The sequence below is a fragment of the Arthrobacter bussei genome, from assembly GCF_009377195.2.
Taxonomy (GTDB): Bacteria; Actinomycetota; Actinomycetes; order Actinomycetales; family Micrococcaceae; genus Arthrobacter_D; species Arthrobacter_D bussei.
In genome coordinates this window covers 1-18474 of sequence record NZ_VJXX01000002.1, presented here as the reverse complement: position 1 = coordinate 18474, position 18474 = coordinate 1, and the positions used below count along the sequence as shown (strand labels likewise).

Sequence of the window (18474 nt, the reverse complement as noted above, 5' to 3'; positions counted from 1 at the left end):
CAATCCGGTACGTGTCGTCAGCCTCCTTGTGATGTTGTCACCGGAGACTTGGAGCATGGCACTCATGGGGGCACAAAAGGCACGCACGACGCATTGGTTCAGAGAGCACCGCGGGGCCTTCCCCTCGATCGTTGCTCTGCTTGCCGTGGCCGTGCTGTGGGTCGCCGGCGCAATCGGCGGCATCGGCTTCCTCGCCGAAGCGAGCTCGCCCATGATGATGCTGACCGGTCTCTACGTCGGCCTGGCAGTCGTGGCGGTCTCCATCATCATCGCGACACTCGCGATCAATGACCTCGTCCGCCGTCACTCCCGAAACCGCGCCCGCCGGTGACCCTGTTGCTCACCCACGGGGTGCGACGGCCAGCAGTGATGATCACCGGACTGATCGCCGTCGTGCTGATCACCGGATGCACGAGTGGTGAGCTGGAGGAGGAGAATCCATCCGGCCCCACCAGCTTCACGGGGATCTCAGACCCTGTTTCGGGCACCTACACCGGAACGAGCATCATCGAGCTCGGCGAACCGCCGGACAACGCCACGCACATCGACACCCGTCTGACCTGCCTGAGCGCCGGCAATCTCATCATGGAAGACGGACTGACGGTCATCTGCCCAACCGGCTCGGCCAGTACCACCGCACTGTCGTCCTTTGAACTCGTACCAGAAAAGCAATCAGTGACTATCACCGCAGAAGATCCGAGCACGAAGTACAAGCTCGATGCCGTCTACCAGGACCGCTCATCCGACCGCTAACCGTGCCGTAAGTCCTCCTGCATGCGGCCTCGCTAGATGATGGAGTCTCTGACGGCGGCGACGGCTTCAATCTCCACGAGCTGATACTCGTACCCCAGCACGGTCACACCCAACAGGGTGCTCGGCGCATCATGATCCCCGAACGCCTCGCGCACGACCTGCCAGGCGGTCACGAGATCACGCCGCTCAGCCGATGCCACAAGCACGCGCGTGCTGATCACATCCTCGACAGTCGCACCCGCGTCCAGAAGCGCGGTCCGCATGTTCGCGACGCATTGCTCCGCCTGCAGGGCGTAATCACCTTCACCCACTGTCGCTCCCGCTTTGTCCAACGGGCAGGAACCAGCAAGGAAGACCAACCGTGCGTCCGCCGGCGCGGTCGCGGCATAGGCGTACTGCGCCACCTCCGACAGCTCAGCGGATCGGATCAAGGTCACTGCTGAAACCATCAGGCACCGCCCTTCCTCGTACCAACGAACCCAAGCCTCCCACTCCTGCAATAGACAGGAGAGCTCATCAACACCCAAATACGCGTCTTCACACCCAGACAGCGGTCCGTAGGCCGATCCTCCTGCGGGACGGGCTTAAGGGCGTCCGGCCGAACTAGTTGAGGGTTCTTTTCCAGGTCTCCTGATAGGTGGATCGTTGCCATTGCTGGTGTGGGCCCTCCCACTCACGTGCGACGTCGGTCAGCCAAATCGTCGTATCGGTATTCCACCCGGCGAGGACCGTGAACGTTCCGCCGTCGACGTGCAGCGCACGGTTGGCGCTCGTGAGGTACGCCAAAGTGGTCAGGTGCACCGCATCCCACTGTTCCGAGACTTTCTCCCAGTCCGGAATCACCCACGCACCGTCGGTGCCGGTGCATCGAAACCAGTCATGACGCCGGGATGCGGTGACCTCTAACGGGTGCTCACGGCACAGTGACACCCAATCCTCATCACTGTGTATTTCGTAGGTGTGCCCGGTGCCGCGCACGGGGATCACGGTGACCTGCTCCTCGCCGAAGGAGTCCTCGATGAGATTCAGGCCCAGCGGCATCTGCCCCGCCGTGTGCAGAGTTCCTTGCGGGAAGGACCACCACGTCCCCGACCAAGGGACGTGAGGATCCCGGGGTCGTTCCTTGCGGGCGCGGACCTCTTCGGCGCGTGCACCACGAGACCACGCAGCCAGGGCTTGTGACGGTGTCCGGGGTAGAGGTGCTGGATCATCACCTGCTCGCCAGTCGATGGCCCACTGCTCAAGCTGCCGACAGCTCGACCACCACTGTGTGGAGGGTGAGGTCACAACGTGGTGGGCGAGCGGGGCAAGGGCAGCTGTCACCCCGGAAAGGGCGGCGAGGACGTCCTCCCCGTCTGGTTCCTGCCAGGGCCGCGACGTGTCGACTGCCTCAGCTAACGCGCGATCAATGGCCTCGGGCTCAGCCCGCGTGACATCGAGTGAGGTCAAAGCGGCGATGAGATCACCAAGGGTGGGCCGCGGCGGCAACTCCGGTTCGTCGCCGGAGGTGGCCGTCAGCAGCACGCGAGAGGTGCCTTTGCCCGGATCCAGATCATGGGCGAGCCAGAACACTGCGGATCTGATGACTGGGTCCAGCTCTGTCACCAGTTGCAAGCACAGGCGTCGCCCACGCGGCCCTGCCAACAGCACTTCCGCCTCCGTATCCATCTGCTCACCCTACGTGCAAGCCCACGTTCACCAGAGGATCCTTCAGCGGGAATGCCAACGGTCGGCGTTAGGGTAAATCCTCCTGCCGCCTCATGTGTTCTTGGGCAGCAGCATGCATGGTGCGGAACTTCTCGCCTGACTCCACGGCCGCAACGACAGCGGTGTCGTCATCACGCTGAAGTGCGTTGATGACGTCCTGGGGCAAGTCGTTCTCGGCGGCGAGGTACCACCGTGCGATAGGTGATCCCGAGCGCAGGATCCGACGGGCGCGTTCATGGTCGACCGGAAGACCCTCCGACGGAGTGTCGAGGCGCTCGATTTGGAAGTGCAGGTGCGGCGGTGAACGGTAGCGTCCAGGCTGATAGGCGGGACTGACGTTCAGCGAGATCCGTGCCGGACCGCCGATCCACATGACCCAGTCAGGCCCGAGCCCGTTCCACTCTGCCCAGCGAGGGTCGCCCAGTGGCCAGGTCGGCCAACCGGGATCAGCCCCGTGACGGGTCAGGCCCTCGAATTCATCGAGTCGTCGCGCAAGCTCCTGGCCTGCTGTGAAGACCGTTGCCGCGTCCTCGTCAGTCAGGAAGACCGCAAGATTTGGTGCGTGATCCGAGGAAAGCAGCGACCAGGACGATTCATCAGGGCAGTGCCAGTGTCCTCCGTCAATTGAGCGACTCCAGCCTGTCGCACCGATTCCAGCTGCGAGGGAGTCGGCATCGGAGAGTAGATGTCCCCCCACCGCCGCGTGACTCAAGGACAACACTTTGTCGAGAACCGCGTCGGTCGTCATCCCGCTAGTCAGTCAGCAAGCTCTCCACGTGTCAATGAGCTCGACGGATGCTGACCGCCTTCAGAACTCACTGATGCTGTCGAATGCCTGATGGCATCCGCCGGCCACGACCGGTGAACCATCCCTTAGCGCTCAAGGCGGTTGCTGCGGGTGGGCCGATGCGTGAGTCTGAAGCGAACGAGGCGCTGGATCATGATCGGGTAAACGTGGAGGAGGGCTCCGATGAGCAGGATCTGCAGGGCGCCCGCGGGGTGGGACGTCACTGCAGCAATGAGGACGAGGAGCCCTGTGGCGGCGAGGCCGAGAAGGTGACCGGTTTCGGACTGTTCAGTCCCTCGGGGGAAGCCGCTCGTACCCAGCTCTTCGTTGTTGGCCTGACGCATGTTCTTGATGACCCGGTTCCAGCCCACGACATCGAGGGCACGCCGAACGACCTCAGCACCCAGCAGCGCATAGATCCGTGGTTCGAACGATCTGACCTGGTAGCGGGAGCGCGCAGTGTCGACCAGTGACGGACCGATCAGCAGCGCCATGAAGAGAAACCCGCCCTGGACGATGACCGCGTAGACGACGTGGTCGGGCCCGATAGCGAACCAGCCGGCACCAGCTAGTCCGACACCGACCAGCAGGCCCGCAACAACTGACGTAAATGATGTGGACCGATCAGGGTTCACTGCCTGGGCCCTACTCGGTGGCCGTGCGTGCGGCAGCATTAGCCAGCGCAGTCGAGCGGAAAAGGACCACGGTCTGCGCGATGAGCGCCCCGAACGCAATCAGCGGTCCTGCCTGTCCACCAACAAGAACCTGTGCGGCCAGGGCCGCGATCATTCCGATACCGGCGACCGGCATCATCTTCCTCAACGCTGGAAGAGCAGCTCTGTGCCCGGCTGCCCAAGCTTCATCAGATGCCTGGGTGTGCCTGGTACGGATCCCGGCTGCTGCGTTGCGGCTGATCAAGCCCTCAGCTGCCTGACGGGTGACAAACAGGCAGACAGTGGGCAGGAACACCAAGGTGAGAAGCAGGATGCTCAGAGCGACATACTCTTCAGGCATCAGCGACCAGCAGTGACGGAGACATCATTTGTCATGCTCTCGAGTCTATCCAGCCCGTTTCTTCAGCCATCCCGCAAACCCATCCTCGAGCGGGACACTCAGGGGGATCGTATTCCTGGAGAGGCGCCAGCTATTCAGCGAGGTAGTAGTGAGAGCGCCCATTGGCGTCGAGGGAAGTCCATGTACCAGGTCGCTTGGCACAGTGTGGGGTAGCCAAGGATGAGGTCCATTGGTCGATCTAGCGTGGCGTTGGCTGCGCTGAGGTCAACGGCCGCGACCTTCTGGGTTTGAAAGGTAACGCCGGCGATGCTGACCGGGCCCATGATGTAGGTCGGTGTCTGCTGGGTTTGGCCGGCGCCGTCTGTCCCGCTCGTCGGCTCAACTTCGTTGAACATCTGTGGATGTTGGGCGATGAGCGAAGGGTTGACCACGGTGATTCCTGCGCCCGTGTCCCATACCGCGGATGCTGTCGCCGATTCGACGACTACATCGAGGTAGGCGTGGCCGACATCGTCCAGGTACAGAGGCATCGTTGCTCCTGTGGTGTCCGTCGGGCCGTCGAGGGTCAGCGTCTGCTCTGCCAGGTTGAGGAGGCAACTGTGATGGCGAAGTACGTCGAGTCCCAGAAGATTGTGAGCACCGGCGTCATCACCCGGGGCCCGACTCACTTCCAGACCCTCGATCCGCAGCTCACCTAGGAGCAGGGGAGGCGCTGCGACGTAGACGCTTTGGAGCTCCGAGAACACGGTGTGGGACCTGTCCTCGCTGAGAACGGGCCAGTTGCTTGCCACGTCAGCGCGTACTTGGCTTCGGCGGGCACCTGAATCCAGGACGAAAGGGATGCGGTCCTCGCCAACTTGAACGGTGACCCACACTGTTGCGCACAGCGGATCGTCCTCATCAGGCACTACGTCGAGCGGGAGGTGAGTGGCTACCATCTGCTGATTCTAGAAGCAGGCCCAACGCGTCCATTGGGGATCCACATACGTGACTCTAGGTGGGTGCACGACTTCATGGCTCGTTGCTGAGTGAGCTGGGAAGAGGGAACCCCTCGGGAAGCGGTTCGATGTAATAGTGCCGGTTTCCAACACCACGCAGTTTGAGGTTGCCCTCGGTCGTGCGTTCGTAGGCGTAGTACCTGCCCTTCGGCAGTTCACCTAAGTCCGCGTCTGCTGGGATCTGCTGAGTAAGCTGTTGGCCGTCGTGTTCGTAGCGCCACTCCAAAGGCCCGCACAGGGAGAAAGTCTGATTCGGCATCACGATCCCGAGTTCCATCACGGTCTGGCTCTCGGCGTCCGTCGTGGTCAGTATCCTTTGCCCATTCGGAAGCGCTGGGCGCTGCTCCAATAGGGTCGGATAATCACCTTCATGCCAGGCGGTGACGTGACCGCCAACGGCTTCACACGCTGACACCGGATCGATGACAGCTCCTGCAGGAGGACGTGCTGCGACCGTACAAGCACCTAAGGGCGGTTCGACTTTGACATTCTCGTAGTGCTGATTATCCGCAACGAAGAACGTTAACTCCTCGCACTTCACGCTGGAAGGAACGCTCTGAATGACCTCTGGTTCGGGCACCACTGGAACAGGCGGCGACGAGGTCAGAGCCGTGTAAAGCACGATGTACCCGAAAGCCACTATCCCTGCGGCGGCCGCAGCCGTTCCCTTCCGGTAAGGACTGCTAGGAGCCGGTTGCTGAGGTCGGCCGTCAGGTGAGAAGTCCCCTGAGTCGTTGAGCGAACCGATGTCCTCAACCACTGGCCCGTTACTTCCCGCCCCCATGGCACTGTCTCCCTCTCAAGCTCTCCAAAGCTCTGACGCTATGGGATCTCGGGTTGCCCAGCGATATGCCTCGTCCGAAGGACGGCTAAATCTGGCATCCGTCCGTTTCACTGAGGATCCCTCAGCAGGAGATAGGGCTACGTCGCAGCCGCTGTTTGTGGACTCCCCATCGACCGTGAAGTCCAAGTGCAGAATCGCGGCTGCTGAAGGTGGCGCCGGCGTGTAGACGCACATGTCATCCCAACCAAGACCGTCACCCACCATTCGGAACGCGGACGGCTCGTACTGAGTACCCTCGTCGTCCGTAATGGTGACGCCCACTCTGTCGAAATTGCTCAACTGGGGAGGTCCGTCCTTTTGAGCTTTCTCAGCTTCTGCCGCAAGGTCCTCACGGCTTCGGGTTCGAGCCATTTCCGCGTCATGACTTACCGTCTCGTACCCTCGCACGGCGCTGAGATAGACAACTACGCAGGGGGTGCCTGAGGGAACGTCCACGTGGAGGGGAGCTTTCGTGACGTCGACCCCCGCGAAGCGAACATCTACCCTCTCGATGGTCGCAACTACTAAGTTTCCTGGTGCCCGAACGATGGTTGTCATGAGTCACCCTAGCCCTTGGCCTCTAGAAGGTGGCCCGTAGAAGGATCCCTCTACGGGGCAAGTGAAGTCGCACGACGGGTTTGCATCCTCGAGAGGGCTATCAGCCCTATCAGGAAAAACGTGGGTACGCCGGCAAGTCCTGCCAGGAACAGGGTGTCGATCACCCAGGAGGATTGTCCTGCGTCAGCCAGTGCGATGCCGCGCCCGAATGCTGCCATCAGCGCGACCCCCAGTACAGGCACGAGCCCGAACGACACTGTTATGACCCAAGCAGCAGTCGGGCTGTCGCTTCCCTGACTCCATGCCTGGCCGAAGAGGACCACAGACGCCGCGTAGGCGATGAAACCCAAAAGCAGAAGCCCGGCCACGAGCAGTTGAGGTGCCACGGAAATGGTGGCGCCTATCGCCGCTGCGAGCAAACCAGCTGCTAGCCCGGCGCACCACCAGGCACGGGAGTAGCCGGGATGCGAAGTTCTCAGTCTCAACGCGAAGATCCACGAACCCGCAACTAGTGCGGGCATAAACAGAAACGGGGCTGCAGCAATGGCAATCAGCCCCACTGCGATGAAGACGATCGCCACCACGCGGTTTCCGGCACTAGCCACTACGGTCCCCCAACCTCAAGTTGAGACGACTGTACCCGCAGCACCATGGCTGAGCTGTGAAGGAGACCTGAGTGATCTTCGCAGGTCGATCCCCTATCGGTCATTCCATGAAAGGGTGACGGCATGCTCACGGACTTCGTTAAAGCCTGGAACCAGGGACAGAACGTCGACCTTTACGAGATAGAGAACGACGCGATCGACCATGAGGAGACCCTGTGGCGGGCACTTCGCACCGCCGCCCCGTGGGATGGGAAGGACCTTCTCGACCTCGGCTGCGGCACCGGCTACTGGCTGCCGCGCTACGCCAAAACCACACGCACGTTGTACGGAGTAGAGCCGGATACCTCCCTGCTCGAAACGGCAACGAACCGAACGGCCGACGCGACAGTCCTGCAGGGGTCCGCTGAACACATCCCCCTCAACAATTCATCCATCGATGTTGTCCACGCTCGCTTCGCTTACTTCTTTCCTTCACCCAATAACGATTGCTCCGCAGGACTCCGTGAAGCACTCCGAGTGCTCCGACCCGGCGGCTCACTGATCGTCATCGACAACGACCAGGAGGGCGGCGACTTCGCCGAGCTGCTGCGGGCCGGTAACACGGCGAAGCACCAGGGCCCGGGAGATTTCATCCTGTGCTGGTGGCAGGACCAAGGAGCCGCCACTCAGAAAGTCATGAGCAGCTGGACCTTCAACACTCCCGAGGACCTGGCGAAGGTCGTTGCCATGGAGTTCCCAGACAACTCTGCCGACAGCTGGCTCCAGGCTCACGCACGACAAAGCACACTCTCGTACGGATATCTCTTACACATCGTCAGCAAAGCGTCCTGAAGTTAAAAGGTTCCCCTACGCCGAACGTCCGCTGAACGATCCGTCATCGTTCATGGGCGGGACGCTGGCTTGGGGCGGTTGAGTCGTGTCCGTACCGCGACACCGGCGCAGGCGATGACGGCTATCCCTCCGATGACGGTGGTAGCCGTGAGGTGCTCGCCCAGCAGGAAGACTGCCCAGAGGATGCTGAGGACGGGTTGGGTGAGTTGGACTTGGCTGACCTGCGCCATGGGCCCGATCGCGAGTCCCCGGTACCAGGCGAAGAAGCCGAGGAACATGCTGACGACCGCGAGGTAGGCGAATGCAGCCCACTCGGTCGGAGTGCCATTGGGCGGTTGTTGTGCGACGGCAGTGATGGTCAGGGCGAGCATGATCGGGGACGCGATGACGAGGGCCCAGGACACGGTTTGCCAAGCGCCGAGTTCACGGGCGAGGAGACCGCCTTCGGCGTACCCGATGGCAGCAGCGAGGACGGCGGCAAACAGCAACAGGTCCGAGGCTGTCAGGTGGGTGAGGCCGCCGCCTTGCAGGGCGGCGAATCCGACAGCGACGACGGCACCCATACCCGCCGTCACCCAGAAGGACACCGGTGGTCGCTCCTTACCGCGGATCACGGCCATGACAGCGGTCGCCGCCGGCAGCAGTGCGATGACCACGGCCCCGTGGCTGGCTGGTGCGGTGGTCAGGGCATACGAGGTCAACAGCGGGAAGCCGATGACGATACCGCCGCCGACCACGGCCAGGCGCACCCACTGGACTCCGGCGGGGAATCGTTGCCGGGTCAGGGACAGAGCTGCGATGGCTAAGGTCGCGGCGATCACGGCCCGACCCGAGCCGATGAACAGGGGCGACAGTCCGCCGACCGCGACCCGGGTGAACGGCACGGTGAAGGAGAATGCGAGGACACCGAGGAAACCCCAGGCCAGTCCCGCCCGGGAAGGCGATAGCGGCATCGATGTTTCCAGGGTAGCGCTACTATGTGGATTCATGACCAACGATAGCAGCACGAGGATCGTGGCCGACCTCCAAACGTGGATCGCAGCGGCTCCGGCTGGTGCGAAACTTCCCTCAACCCGATCCCTGGTGGCCCGGTACGAGGCGAGCCCGGTCACCGTGCAGAAGGCATTACGCATCTTGACCGGGCAGGGACTGATCGAGAGCAGACCGGGGGTAGGGACGTTCGTCCGTGCTGTGCGCACCGCGAGACCCTCTGACTACGGGTGGCAGACCGGGGCGCTGGGGTCTCCGCGCAACCGCCTGTCTTCGGAGCCGGCAACCATGCGTGCCGCCTCGGTTGACGCGATCGCCCTGCATGGTGGGTACCCGGACCGGGAACTGTTGCCCGAACGCCTGGTCCGTGCCGCCCTTGCTCGAGCGGGCCGCAGCGATACCGCGCTCACCCGCTCACCCATCGCCGGGATACCGGAGTTGCAGGCGTGGTTCGCCGCTGAACTCGCCTCCGCCACCCCCACTGGTATCACAGCACCCCAGGCCAGTGATGTGATCGTGCTCCCGGGTAGCCAGAGCGGGCTCAGTTCCATCTTCCGTGCCCTGGTCACAGGCGGTAGGCCGCTGCTTATCGAGTCCCCCTCGTACTGGGGTGCGATCCTCGCCGCAACACAAGCCGGCGTCCGCCTGGTCCCTATCGCGTCCGGCCCGTCCGGCCCTGACCCGGACCATGTCGCACGGGCGTTCGAGGAAACCGGTGCTAGGGCGTTCTACGCCCAACCGAACTACGCCAACCCCACCGGGACCCAATGGTCAGCTACCACCGCGCAGCAGATCCTCGACGTCGTCAGAACATATGGGGCGTTCCTCGTCGAGGACGACTGGGCCCACGACTTCGGGATCACCACGAATCCCACCCCGGTAGCAGCCCAGGACGACAACGGACACGTCGTCTACATCCGTTCCCTCACCAAAAGCGTCTCCCCGGCGCTCAGGGTCGCCGCGATCATCGCCCGCGGACCTGCACGGGACCGGATTCTCGCGGACCGTGCGGCAGCGTCCATGTACGTCAGCGGAATCCTGCAAACCGCCGCCCTGGACATCGTCACCCACCCCGGGTGGCAGAGTCACCTCCGCGGGCTCCGCCACCAGCTACTTTCCCGCCGGGACCTGCTCATCACCAGCCTCACCCAGCACGCACCATCGGCGCACCTCACCCTGATCCCGCCAGGCGGTCTGAACCTCTGGCTGAGACTGCCCGAGAGCACCGACCTCACCGCGTTCATCCGGGAATGCGAAACACACAACGTCCTTGTCGCACCCGGCACCGAATGGTTCCCCGCCGAGCCCACCGGCCCCTACGTCCGCCTCAACTACTCCGGCCCCAACCCCGGCGCCTACCCAGAAGCCGCCCGCATCATCGGCCACACCCTCCACCAGATCAGCTAAAACACCACAGCTTTACCAGCGCCCGGAAGCAGATCGGCTTGCGCGCTTCGAGAGGATGTCAGGCCGGCGGGTGAAGCGAGTTGAGTTTGGTGCAGAAGCGTTGAGTTTCGTCAGGGCTGATGACGTCACTGAGGGGTTCGTGGAACCAGTCCTGCCAGATCGCGTCGATCTGGGCTCGGCTGATTGAGCCTCTGGTGAGCAACAGGCTGGCCATGGGGCGGGCCTCTGGCTCGTACTCGTCGTGGGGTGCGCCGTCAACGGTGCCGGGATCTAACCCGTAGGGGTCGAGCTCGTTCAGTGCTGTGATCACCGCTTCGACGGTGTCCCGCCATCTGTGACTACGTGGGTCCATAGGACCAGAATGTCCTAACAGACACCTCCGGAGGAGGGATTGGTGACAACATGCATCCGGTACCTATTGTTTGCGACACACTTCCCCGAGTGCCGGACATGTACAGGGTATGAGTGACTCTTCGCGGCCCCCTGACCGGCAGGAAACCTTCCAGCTCCTGTACCAAACCGTCTACTCGGATCTGATCCGGTTCGTGCAACGCCGCACCCACGCGCATCACGCCGAAGACGTCGTCGCTGACGCGTTTCTCGTTGTATGGCGCCGCCTCGACGAGCTGCCGAAAGACCATGAAGATGCGCGAGCCTGGGTCTTCGGCATCGCCAGGAACATTTTGCTGAACAACCACAGAAGCGAGCAGCGCCGCTCCTCGCTCGAGGTCCGACTAACAGATACGACCGCCTTCTCCGATGACTCCGGTGCCGACCTGGTCGCGACTCGCGTCGATGTCAGCAGAGCGTGGCTCATGCTCTCGGCAGTCCATCAAGAAACCCTGGGTCTTGCGGTCCTCGAGGAACTCAAAGCACCACAAGCAGCCGCGGTACTCGGCATCTCACCGGTCGCGTTCCGGCTCCGGCTCAGCCGCGCCAGACGAGCCCTTCAACTCCACCTCGACCACTTGCCACAGATAACTCCGAAGTCCGTCGAACTCTCCGGAAGGACACCACGATCATGACCAAGCTCCACGACGTTGACAACATCCTGCGCTCCCTCGACCCTGCCGATGCGCGAGCCCACCATGCCGATTCCCCGCGCGCCCGAGCGGACCTCCACCGAATCCTCACCACCGACGTCTCAGCCCCCGCACGCTCACAAGTACAGCGGCCTCGACGCGCACGCAAGTTGGTCCTGACCGGCGGCCTGGTAGCGGCTGCCACTGCCGCAGCACTCGTCATGCCATCTCTCACACAGGGCGGCGATCAGGCTTTCGCAAGCTGGACAGCAACACCGGCCAGCATCGATGGTGTCCAGGACCAAGCAGAAGCAGTTGATGCCTGCCGAGCATCACAGCAGGACACTGGCATCCTTAGCGAGTATGCCGATGACCTAAACCGGGCGCAGGCCGCGATCGCCGAACGCCGTGGCACCTGGACGACCGTTGTTCTTACCGGTTCGGACGGTTTCTCCGCCATGTGCATCACCGATGACTCAGCTTCGCTCTTCAGCAAGGCAATGATCGGTTCCATCGGCCGGACGGCCGACCACTCCGTTCTAGGTTCGAGGGATCTGAAAGCCGTGAGTCTTGGCACCGGATCGATGAGTGCCGGTGACATCTCCATGGCCGCTGGCATTGCCGGGACAGACGTCACCGGAGTCACCTACAACAGCCCGATATTGGGAGAAGTCACCGCAACCGTGGCACGAGGTCAGTTCGCCCTCTGGCTACCCGGAGATGAACTCAGAGACGCCAGCAGCGGGCTCGATGTCACAGTCGTCTACTCAGACGGCAGCACCGGAACGCACAGGCTCAGCCTCTGAAGGCACCGCCGCCAGAACCACCATCCCTACCCGGGACACTTTGTGATCAAAAGTCAGTAGGTGCACGCAGGAGGATCCCGCAGCGGGACGCTGCGGACGCGTGAGTTCGTTCAGGCTCCTCCGATAAGCAAGCACGGAGCTTCAGATCATCCCGCTGATGGCATCGGCAGGCACTGAGTACGGCGTGTATACGCTGGAACCGTCGCTACGAGAAAGGGCCTACACCGTATGTATGTACATAATGCTGCGGAGGATGAGGAGCGGGATGCGCTGCTGACAGCTCTTGCTGCGCACGGGGTTGCGGGTTTGGCGGACTTCGGCCATTTCGTCAACAACACCACTTACTTCGCACCATCAACGTTCGATATCAGAGCGTCCTGGCCCGTCCTGTTGGAGTGGTTCCCGCGGTTGAACCAACCTAAGGTGGTCGGCACTGTGGCGAGTTACCTCGGCTATCCACAGTTACGCCCGCAAGTATTCCCAGTCCTGGAGGCAGGCTTCCGTCGCTGGGCAGTCACAGATGTCACCAACACAACGGGATGGCTGATCGGCGCTTCATTGGCCACGACGGCGACAGTCGACCAGCTGCCACAGCTGCTGGAACTCGCCACCGATAAGCGCTTTGGTACGGCCCGGAAGGAGCTCGTTGATTCACTCTGGCGGTACCGAAAAAGTGAGCTCGTCGCGCCTGTCCTCCTCGAACTGATTCATGACCATGAAGTAGGCCTTCATGCCATGTCGGCGCTACGACAAACGATCGGCAACGCTGCAGCGATACCGCACCTCGAGCAGGTCGAGGCGACCGCGAAAGGAACGCAGCTCGGTAAGAACGCGACCATAGCGATCAAGCGCGCCCGCAAATCCCTACTCACAGCAGCGGCTAAGCAAGCTTCAACCGACGGAGATGCACCCTCCTAAGACCGGTGGGCCCACAGACCACCATGTACGGGCCAACTCTGCCCGTTAGAGGATCGGACAACGTTCATTGATTGTGTGCCGGCCGGTCGGCGTGGGGCGGGTAAGCGCCTGATGCGATCCAGGCGTCGAGGTCGCGTGGTCGTTGGAAGGACAGGACAGGCGGCATGGACGGGTCGGCCCTGATCGTCTTGATCGCGTCCCGTTTTCGGGTGAAGGTCTTGAAGTGCCAGGCGATGATGGAGTCCTTCGCGAGGACGCGGCGGAGAGTCTCGGTGTTGCCGTTGCACACCGGGTGTTTGCTGATGATGCGTCGGATGGTTCGGCGGACGAGGCGTCCGAGTGAGAGCCATCTCGGGTAGTCGAGGAACACGATGAGCTCGGTACGGGCGAGGACAATTTCTCGCCAGGACGAGTAGGCGCTGTCGAGGACCCACTGGTCCTGGGTGGCGATGGTTGTCGCGATCCGATATTGGTCCTCGATCGGGCGGCCCTTCCATCCGGGCAGCCACCCCAGGTCGTCGTCGGCCGAGAATTCGGGGACGTCGACAGCAAGGGCATACGCGTGGGCGGCGGAGGTCTTCCCGCTGCCGGTCACACCATGGAAGAGCACCCGTTGAGCGGGTCGAGGAGTCATGGCCTCCACCGTAGCTTCCAATTCCCGGAGAAGAAGCTTAAGGATCGGCTTACGAACCGTGGATCAGGTGTCGAGGAAATCCCACTCGCTACCGAGCACCCACCGCAGAGCGCTCATCTTCCCGTTCAGCATCCCGAGCTCGAAGTCCGTGTACGGCCCGAGCTGCCCGGGCTTGGTGTAGGTGGCCTCGACGCGCGCCCGGCCGGGGCCGGCGATGGCCTGGTGGCGCTCAAGCTCCCCTGCGTCCCCTTTCCGCTCGGCCCGGTAATCGTGCTGCAAGGACCGGTGGTACCAGAGACGGTCGAACAATTCCGTCTCCGCGGCCAGAATCTCGTCCAGCCGGCGGGGCTCCTCCTGGAAGTCACTTTCCTCGAAGAGCTCCTCGACTTCCTCACCGAAGTGGTTACGCAGGACCATGTCGAGGCCGTCCACCCCGAGGGCATATCGACTACCGGTTCCGTCGAACGCATCTGCAGTATCGTCATGTGGTTCTCGCCTATCGCCATTCATTCGAGAGAAGTCGGTGTGGTTGGTGGTGATGAAGGCGTGTGGATGCTCCGTGAGGTCAGCTCCCTGGATAGCGGTCTGATAGAGCTCGAAGATGACGGCGTCGGCGACGCTATTCTTCCCGCTGTGAAATGGCGCGGCCTTTCTCAACCCCCGCTCGATGACGCGGTTCGTCTCGGCCTCCGATTGCTCGACCTTCTGACCGGCGATGAGGAGTTCACGGATCTCGCGGAAGTTCCGGGTCGTCATCGCGCCGACGAGTGGGAGGTGTCGGCCGAGGTTTTCGATGACCTCCACGGCGTGACCATCGTCGTCGCTGCCGTAGGTCACGAGATCATGGCGGATTTGTTTGAACCTGGCCGCAATGCTGGACGTCATGGCCGCCTGCACGCGGGCTTCGTTGCGGTCGAATTCCTCAATGACCACGGGCGGAACCAGCAGCTGCAGGTTTCCCTGGTGAATGAGTACCCGCAGAGCGACGATCCAGCGCTGCCCGTCTCGTCGTTGCGCAAGGTCGAGGCATGTAGAAGTGTCGATGAGGAAGTGCAGCACAAGGTCAGCCTATGCGGAGCTGCTCCACAGGAGGATCGTTGACCGTACAGATGGCTGCGGCTGTAGCTGATGTTCTCTCGATTCAGAAGTTCAATATTTCGGTTGGTCTGGTCGTTGCTCGAGGAGACCTTGAAACCTCGCTGTGCGCTCCTGATGGGAGGCGCCGGCCTGCAACACAGGCGCCTCGGTCACATGCGCGTATAACTCGATCGTGGTTCCATGGCTGAACCAGACCGCAGATCGATTACCGCCCTGGTCGGTGCGTTCATCCGGTGAAGGACCGAAGGCAGCAGCGATGCCTGCCCGAATTGCGTCATAGCCAGCGTTCACATCCGCGGGCGAGGACTTCCATGCGCCGGCATAGGCGAAGAAGCTTAGGTTGAAGAGCTCATCGCTTAGCGCTGACCAGGAAGCGTTCTCCACTGCAGACCCTGGCACGATGAACTGCCCTCGAGTCACACCCAAGGAAGCCTGTTCGTCAGGCTCTAGTCGTGCGCATAGCGTGCAGCCAAGGCGGGTGAAGTAGCTTGCGAAATGCTCGGGCCCCGAAGGCCACTGCTCGCTCACGACCCGCTCCAACAACTGAACGATCACCGCAGGAGGCGGATTGAGGGACTCACCGGGATGAATGGTGTTCATGACGGAACCCTATGCCGGGGCACTCATCGAAACGACCCTATCTAGATCCGACCCCACGGAGGGGTCCCGTAGCGGGATGGTCCAGTGCTACGACGCGGGCTTTGCCGAGGCGTCACGAATCGCGGCGCCAGTCGGTGACCTCGGGGTAGGCCAAGAATCCGGCCGACAGATAGGTGGACAACGCACCGACATTGGAACTCTCTGCACAGACAGTGGCGCTCGATGAACCCATCTCGCGAAGCGCAGTGGCGGCAGCGCGCGTCATCATCGTGCCGTATCCGTGACCGCGGTGGTCCTGATGTACGCCCATCGGTTCGATGAGACCGGGACGCCCTGCCCCAGCCGACCACACCGCGGCGACGGCGACTACATTGCCGTCGTTGTAGAGCGACAGGATGCGCCCGGAGTCGAGAAATGGGCCTTCAGCGGCTGCCCGCCATCCGGCCACGAAGCTACGAAGCCGTTCGTCTGGCATCGGTGTTCCACGAAAAGCGGACCAATGAACAGCTACCCACTCATCGGTGCGACCTGGTTCAACAGTTTCGACGCGGACGTCTGCAACGTCGACGAGACCTTGCAGATCAGCGACCGGCTCCGCCAAATCAAGACGTAATGGCGTCCATGCCTCGTCGGGTAACCATCCCGCTATCGCGAGTTGCTCAGAAAGAGCCAATGCGCCGCGCGCCTCAATAGTCGCGCTTCCTGGATCGAGGACACCCTTGATCGGCTCACCAACATCCGTGGCGATGCGACGGGCGAGCGTTTCGTCCCCGTGCAGCGCCGGATCTATCGCGAACCGCAGCAGCTGGGGACCGTCGATCAGCGCGATCGCCAAAGCGGTGTCACCGCGCGACCACACCCGCGTTGCAGCGGCAGTGGCTGTGGCTCCACGGAGCGAGTACCAACCCAGATCACCGGGATGCAGATGCAGTGGTCCGCTGTCATCCTGCCACTCATTCAGCACACGAAGAATCCGATCGAGCTCGTCAACCTGCGGTTTTCTCACTTCGACATCCATGAGCCCTAACCTTCCATCGCAACCGCGCCGAACCACACCGTTGGTACTTCCATCGCATTGATCCACCTATGCATTGTTCTACCGAACAGAGGGAAGAGTGCTCACAAGCTCATCATCATTAGTGATGCGTGCAAGCGTGCTGCGACCGAGCTGGGCCATTCCAGGATTGGATGCTTGGTAATACCAGACCAGGCCCATGGCTTGTTGGAACGCCCACGCAGCACCGCGCTGCCACTCGATGAGGGTGGTACCGAGCGCGTGACGGAAGACCGACCGGGTCTCAGCGTCGAACAGGTGCCAGGCCGCTACGAGATCGAGGGCGGGATCGGCCGGTGCGAAGCCGCCGGTATCGAGGACGCCGATCAGACGTCCGTTCTCGGTCAGGAGGTTCGCCGGAATGAGGTCCCCATGCGTCATGGAATCTGCCTGGGTTCGGGGCAGAACCCGGAGTTGTGCCCATAAACCTCTGAGGACAGGGACGTCGAGGATGTCCAGGCTTTCCCGAAAACAGGTCTCCATCCACGCATCCGAGTCCGGCAACTGCCCACCACGCCCAGCACCTGCGAAGGGGCGCCCTCGCGTCGGGGCGGAACGACATGCACCGATGAGGCCGGCTAAATCTTCGGCGAACTGTTCGCAATGAGCGGTCCCTTCCGGTGTCGCTACGTCCCCGGGCAGCCACGACTGAATTGACCACGGCAACGGGTATCCACGACCCGGGCGACCGACGGCGATTGGTACCGGGGCAGGAACCGGAGATACCGCCAGCATCTCCCGCATAGCCGACGCTTCCCGCTGCAGGTCTGCAGCTACGAGGAGTGGATCAGCAAAGCGAAGTGGAAGCCGCGCGGTTTTGAGTGCTCCAATGCGGTAGATCGCGTTCACTGTTCCAGTGAGCCACCACCGGCTCAACGGTTTCGTGGCTCCACTGGGGGAACTGCTCCAGAACCAACTGCCGCACAGTCGCAGCACTGACTTCAAGCTGATCCTCGTGCATCGCCATGCTGCCGACACTACTGCGCACTGCTGCCCGTAAGACGGTCCCTTACCGGGCGGGAATCTGCCAGACACGCGGAACGCCGTCGGCGTTCCAGTTGAACAGGGTTAGGTGCCATAGACCCGGCTGTTTGCGTGAGGGGTCTATCAGCCCATGAGCGCCCAGACTCTGCAGAGCTTCTCGAACCTTCCACGATGGAGGCGTATCGCCCGTGGCAACTGCTTGCTGCCAATCCGCTGCCGCGTCCGCGGGACTAACCCCTATCGACTCCAAAGCTTCGTGATCACGCAGATCGATAATCCGACCAGCCTCTACCTCGAATTGCAGCACCTCAAGATCAGGGGTTCGATCGTCGGCGTGGGCGATCATTGCAGCGGCGACACCTTCGGGCGAGGAGCTAAGGTACAGAGTTGGTACGTCCGGAGGCGAGTATCGGCCAGCTGACCGGGAGCCCGCTAGAGCCGTATCACGGTAAGCAGGATCCACGGCACGGTAGAACACACCCGTGACCGCGCGCATCACGGCGCCTTCCCGAGTAAATACTGGTTCATCTCGCTTCATGACAACAACCTTCGCACTTCTGCGGTCGACTCGAATGGACAGGTCTACACGCCCGTAAGCCGGTGGTTCTCTGTACCTTCTGACACTTTGTTCCGACGATCAGCACCGCCGGACCGGCGAAGGGACGTTTACCCGGGACGATGAAGACGGGCGCAGAGGTACCACAACTGCAACAGCTGATCCGGTCGATCGGCCACCGAGACGCGTCTCGAAAACCTAAGGCGACCTCAACCGGTCAATGCACCACCTGTGGTCTTGAGGGTATCGCGGGCTGATCGAAGGTGGTGATGTGGGCTTGGTAGAGCTCGTTGGAGCTGGCCCATTTCAAAACCTGCCGGGGACGATCG

At 62.2% G+C, this 18474-nt stretch carries 24 protein-coding genes; 7 read left to right on the top strand and 17 right to left on the bottom strand.

All coding sequences use genetic code 11. From position 1 onward, the window contains the following. The first annotated feature begins 55 nt into the window (after positions 1-55). Together FNH21_RS08335 and FNH21_RS08330 are read left to right on the top strand one after the other, a co-directional pair. Positions 56-331 (top strand): hypothetical protein, encoded by a 276-nt coding sequence (locus FNH21_RS08335; RefSeq protein WP_152814284.1) that lies wholly within the window; start codon positions 56-58, stop codon positions 329-331. Between the two features lie 38 nt (positions 332-369). Next, positions 370-753 carry a hypothetical protein gene (locus FNH21_RS08330; protein WP_152814282.1) on the top strand — a complete coding sequence of 128 codons (384 nt, stop codon included), beginning with the start codon at positions 370-372 and terminating at the stop codon, positions 751-753. Between the two features lie 32 nt (positions 754-785). On the opposite strand, the gene FNH21_RS08325 is transcribed toward FNH21_RS08330, so the two are convergent. The 8 genes from FNH21_RS08325 to FNH21_RS08290 form a co-directional block, all read right to left on the bottom strand. After that, a complete protein-coding gene (locus tag FNH21_RS08325) occupies positions 786-1202 on the bottom strand; it encodes a RidA family protein (protein WP_152814281.1) in 417 nt (138 codons plus the stop codon). A gap of 154 nt (positions 1203-1356) precedes the next feature. Beyond that, a complete protein-coding gene (locus tag FNH21_RS08320; protein ID WP_152814279.1) occupies positions 1357-2421 on the bottom strand; it encodes a hypothetical protein in 1065 nt (354 codons plus the stop codon). Between the two features lie 67 nt (positions 2422-2488). Then, the gene (locus tag FNH21_RS08315; protein WP_152814277.1) at positions 2489-3208 is read right to left on the bottom strand and encodes a hypothetical protein; all 720 of its coding nucleotides are present in this window, start codon (positions 3206-3208) and stop codon (positions 2489-2491) included. A 125-nt stretch (positions 3209-3333) separates the two neighbouring features. Continuing rightward, entirely contained in the window at positions 3334-3882 is a 549-nt protein-coding gene (locus FNH21_RS08310) for a glycosyl-4,4'-diaponeurosporenoate acyltransferase CrtO family protein (RefSeq protein ID WP_152814275.1), read from the bottom strand. Between the two features lie 10 nt (positions 3883-3892). Beyond that, complete coding sequence (locus FNH21_RS08305; protein ID WP_152814273.1) at positions 3893-4261, bottom strand: SdpI family protein; 369 nt, start codon at positions 4259-4261, stop codon at positions 3893-3895. A gap of 134 nt (positions 4262-4395) precedes the next feature. After that, positions 4396-5199 (bottom strand): aspartyl protease family protein, encoded by an 804-nt coding sequence (locus tag FNH21_RS08300; RefSeq protein ID WP_152814271.1) that lies wholly within the window; start codon positions 5197-5199, stop codon positions 4396-4398. Between the two features lie 73 nt (positions 5200-5272). Beyond that, positions 5273-6019 carry a hypothetical protein gene (locus tag FNH21_RS08295; RefSeq protein WP_152814269.1) on the bottom strand — a complete coding sequence of 249 codons (747 nt, stop codon included), beginning with the start codon at positions 6017-6019 and terminating at the stop codon, positions 5273-5275. Positions 6020-6690: 671 nt separating this feature from the next. Then, the gene (locus FNH21_RS08290; protein ID WP_152814267.1) at positions 6691-7224 is read right to left on the bottom strand and encodes a hypothetical protein; all 534 of its coding nucleotides are present in this window, start codon (positions 7222-7224) and stop codon (positions 6691-6693) included. A gap of 144 nt (positions 7225-7368) precedes the next feature. Here FNH21_RS08290 and FNH21_RS08285 point away from each other — a divergent pair, with 144 nt between their 5' ends. After that, a complete protein-coding gene (locus FNH21_RS08285) occupies positions 7369-8076 on the top strand; it encodes a class I SAM-dependent methyltransferase (RefSeq protein ID WP_152814265.1) in 708 nt (235 codons plus the stop codon). A 50-nt stretch (positions 8077-8126) separates the two neighbouring features. On the opposite strand, the gene FNH21_RS08280 is transcribed toward FNH21_RS08285, so the two are convergent. Continuing rightward, positions 8127-9065 (bottom strand): DMT family transporter, encoded by a 939-nt coding sequence (locus tag FNH21_RS08280; RefSeq protein WP_152814262.1) that lies wholly within the window; start codon positions 9063-9065, stop codon positions 8127-8129. Between FNH21_RS08280 and FNH21_RS08275 the strand changes: the two genes are divergently transcribed. Further along, positions 9064-10473: an aminotransferase-like domain-containing protein gene (locus FNH21_RS08275; protein WP_152814260.1), complete on the top strand. Its 1410-nt coding sequence runs from the start codon at positions 9064-9066 to the stop codon at positions 10471-10473. The two genes, FNH21_RS08280 and FNH21_RS08275, sit on opposite strands and share 2 nt — an antisense overlap. A gap of 58 nt (positions 10474-10531) precedes the next feature. Here FNH21_RS08275 and FNH21_RS08270 read toward each other — a convergent pair whose 3' ends face one another. After that, positions 10532-10783, bottom strand: coding sequence for a hypothetical protein (locus FNH21_RS08270; protein ID WP_338403212.1), 252 nt, complete (start codon positions 10781-10783; stop codon positions 10532-10534). 151 nt (positions 10784-10934) lie between these two features. Between FNH21_RS08270 and FNH21_RS08265 the strand changes: the two genes are divergently transcribed. The 3 genes from FNH21_RS08265 (at position 10935) to FNH21_RS08255 (ending at position 13219) form a co-directional block, all read left to right on the top strand. Then, positions 10935-11498 (top strand): RNA polymerase sigma factor, encoded by a 564-nt coding sequence (locus FNH21_RS08265; protein ID WP_152814256.1) that lies wholly within the window; start codon positions 10935-10937, stop codon positions 11496-11498. Next, positions 11495-12301: a hypothetical protein gene (locus FNH21_RS08260; RefSeq protein WP_152814254.1), complete on the top strand. Its 807-nt coding sequence runs from the start codon at positions 11495-11497 to the stop codon at positions 12299-12301. The genes FNH21_RS08265 and FNH21_RS08260 overlap by 4 nt, the downstream gene beginning before the upstream one ends. A 228-nt stretch (positions 12302-12529) precedes the next feature. Beyond that, on the top strand, positions 12530-13219 hold the full coding sequence (locus FNH21_RS08255; RefSeq protein ID WP_152814252.1) for a hypothetical protein: 690 nt from the start codon (positions 12530-12532) through the stop codon (positions 13217-13219). 64 nt (positions 13220-13283) lie between these two features. Here FNH21_RS08255 and FNH21_RS08250 read toward each other — a convergent pair whose 3' ends face one another. The 7 genes from FNH21_RS08250 to FNH21_RS08225 form a co-directional block, all read right to left on the bottom strand. Next, positions 13284-13853 carry a P-loop NTPase family protein gene (locus FNH21_RS08250; RefSeq protein WP_152814250.1) on the bottom strand — a complete coding sequence of 190 codons (570 nt, stop codon included), beginning with the start codon at positions 13851-13853 and terminating at the stop codon, positions 13284-13286. 63 nt (positions 13854-13916) lie between these two features. After that, positions 13917-14912: a PIN domain-containing protein gene (locus FNH21_RS08245; RefSeq protein ID WP_191931766.1), complete on the bottom strand. Its 996-nt coding sequence runs from the start codon at positions 14910-14912 to the stop codon at positions 13917-13919. A gap of 90 nt (positions 14913-15002) precedes the next feature. Continuing rightward, positions 15003-15551 carry a hypothetical protein gene (locus FNH21_RS08240; RefSeq protein WP_152814248.1) on the bottom strand — a complete coding sequence of 183 codons (549 nt, stop codon included), beginning with the start codon at positions 15549-15551 and terminating at the stop codon, positions 15003-15005. Positions 15552-15663: 112 nt separating this feature from the next. After that, positions 15664-16569, bottom strand: a complete 906-nt coding sequence (locus FNH21_RS08235) for a GNAT family N-acetyltransferase (protein WP_152814246.1) — start codon at positions 16567-16569, stop codon at positions 15664-15666. Positions 16570-16647: 78 nt separating this feature from the next. Further along, on the bottom strand, positions 16648-17454 hold the full coding sequence (locus tag FNH21_RS08230; protein WP_206687046.1) for a phosphotransferase: 807 nt from the start codon (positions 17452-17454) through the stop codon (positions 16648-16650). Beyond that, positions 17393-17572, bottom strand: coding sequence for a hypothetical protein (locus FNH21_RS16875; protein WP_206687058.1), 180 nt, complete (start codon positions 17570-17572; stop codon positions 17393-17395). The genes FNH21_RS08230 and FNH21_RS16875 overlap by 62 nt, the downstream gene beginning before the upstream one ends. A gap of 42 nt (positions 17573-17614) precedes the next feature. Further along, the gene (locus tag FNH21_RS08225; protein ID WP_152815017.1) at positions 17615-18085 is read right to left on the bottom strand and encodes an RES family NAD+ phosphorylase; all 471 of its coding nucleotides are present in this window, start codon (positions 18083-18085) and stop codon (positions 17615-17617) included. Positions 18086-18474: the final 389 nt, after the last annotated feature.

Bases quoted from the DNA above. Each gene is read 5' to 3' on its own strand.
- FNH21_RS08335 (WP_152814284.1), top strand. From the start codon at position 56: ATGGCACTCATGGGGGCACAAAAGGCACGCACGACGCATTGGTTCAGA.
- FNH21_RS08330 (WP_152814282.1), top strand. From the start codon at position 370: ATGATCACCGGACTGATCGCCGTCGTGCTGATCACCGGATGCACGAGT.
- FNH21_RS08325 (WP_152814281.1), bottom strand. From the start codon at position 1,202: ATGGTTTCAGCAGTGACCTTGATCCGATCCGCTGAGCTGTCGGAGGTG.
- FNH21_RS08320 (WP_152814279.1), bottom strand. From the start codon at position 2,421: ATGGATACGGAGGCGGAAGTGCTGTTGGCAGGGCCGCGTGGGCGACGC.
- FNH21_RS08315 (WP_152814277.1), bottom strand. From the start codon at position 3,208: ATGACGACCGACGCGGTTCTCGACAAAGTGTTGTCCTTGAGTCACGCG.
- FNH21_RS08305 (WP_152814273.1), bottom strand. From the start codon at position 4,261: ATGCCTGAAGAGTATGTCGCTCTGAGCATCCTGCTTCTCACCTTGGTG.
- FNH21_RS08300 (WP_152814271.1), bottom strand. From the start codon at position 5,199: ATGGTAGCCACTCACCTCCCGCTCGACGTAGTGCCTGATGAGGACGAT.
- FNH21_RS08285 (WP_152814265.1), top strand. From the start codon at position 7,369: ATGCTCACGGACTTCGTTAAAGCCTGGAACCAGGGACAGAACGTCGAC.
- FNH21_RS08275 (WP_152814260.1), top strand. From the start codon at position 9,064: ATGACCAACGATAGCAGCACGAGGATCGTGGCCGACCTCCAAACGTGG.
- FNH21_RS08280 (WP_152814262.1), bottom strand. From the start codon at position 9,065: ATGAATCCACATAGTAGCGCTACCCTGGAAACATCGATGCCGCTATCG.
- FNH21_RS08265 (WP_152814256.1), top strand. From the start codon at position 10,935: ATGAGTGACTCTTCGCGGCCCCCTGACCGGCAGGAAACCTTCCAGCTC.
- FNH21_RS08260 (WP_152814254.1), top strand. From the start codon at position 11,495: ATGACCAAGCTCCACGACGTTGACAACATCCTGCGCTCCCTCGACCCT.
- FNH21_RS08255 (WP_152814252.1), top strand. From the start codon at position 12,530: ATGTATGTACATAATGCTGCGGAGGATGAGGAGCGGGATGCGCTGCTG.
- FNH21_RS08250 (WP_152814250.1), bottom strand. From the start codon at position 13,853: ATGACTCCTCGACCCGCTCAACGGGTGCTCTTCCATGGTGTGACCGGC.
- FNH21_RS08240 (WP_152814248.1), bottom strand. From the start codon at position 15,551: ATGAACACCATTCATCCCGGTGAGTCCCTCAATCCGCCTCCTGCGGTG.
- FNH21_RS08235 (WP_152814246.1), bottom strand. From the start codon at position 16,569: ATGGATGTCGAAGTGAGAAAACCGCAGGTTGACGAGCTCGATCGGATT.
- FNH21_RS16875 (WP_206687058.1), bottom strand. From the start codon at position 17,572: ATGGCGATGCACGAGGATCAGCTTGAAGTCAGTGCTGCGACTGTGCGG.
- FNH21_RS08225 (WP_152815017.1), bottom strand. From the start codon at position 18,085: ATGCGCGCGGTCACGGGTGTGTTCTACCGTGCCGTGGATCCTGCTTAC.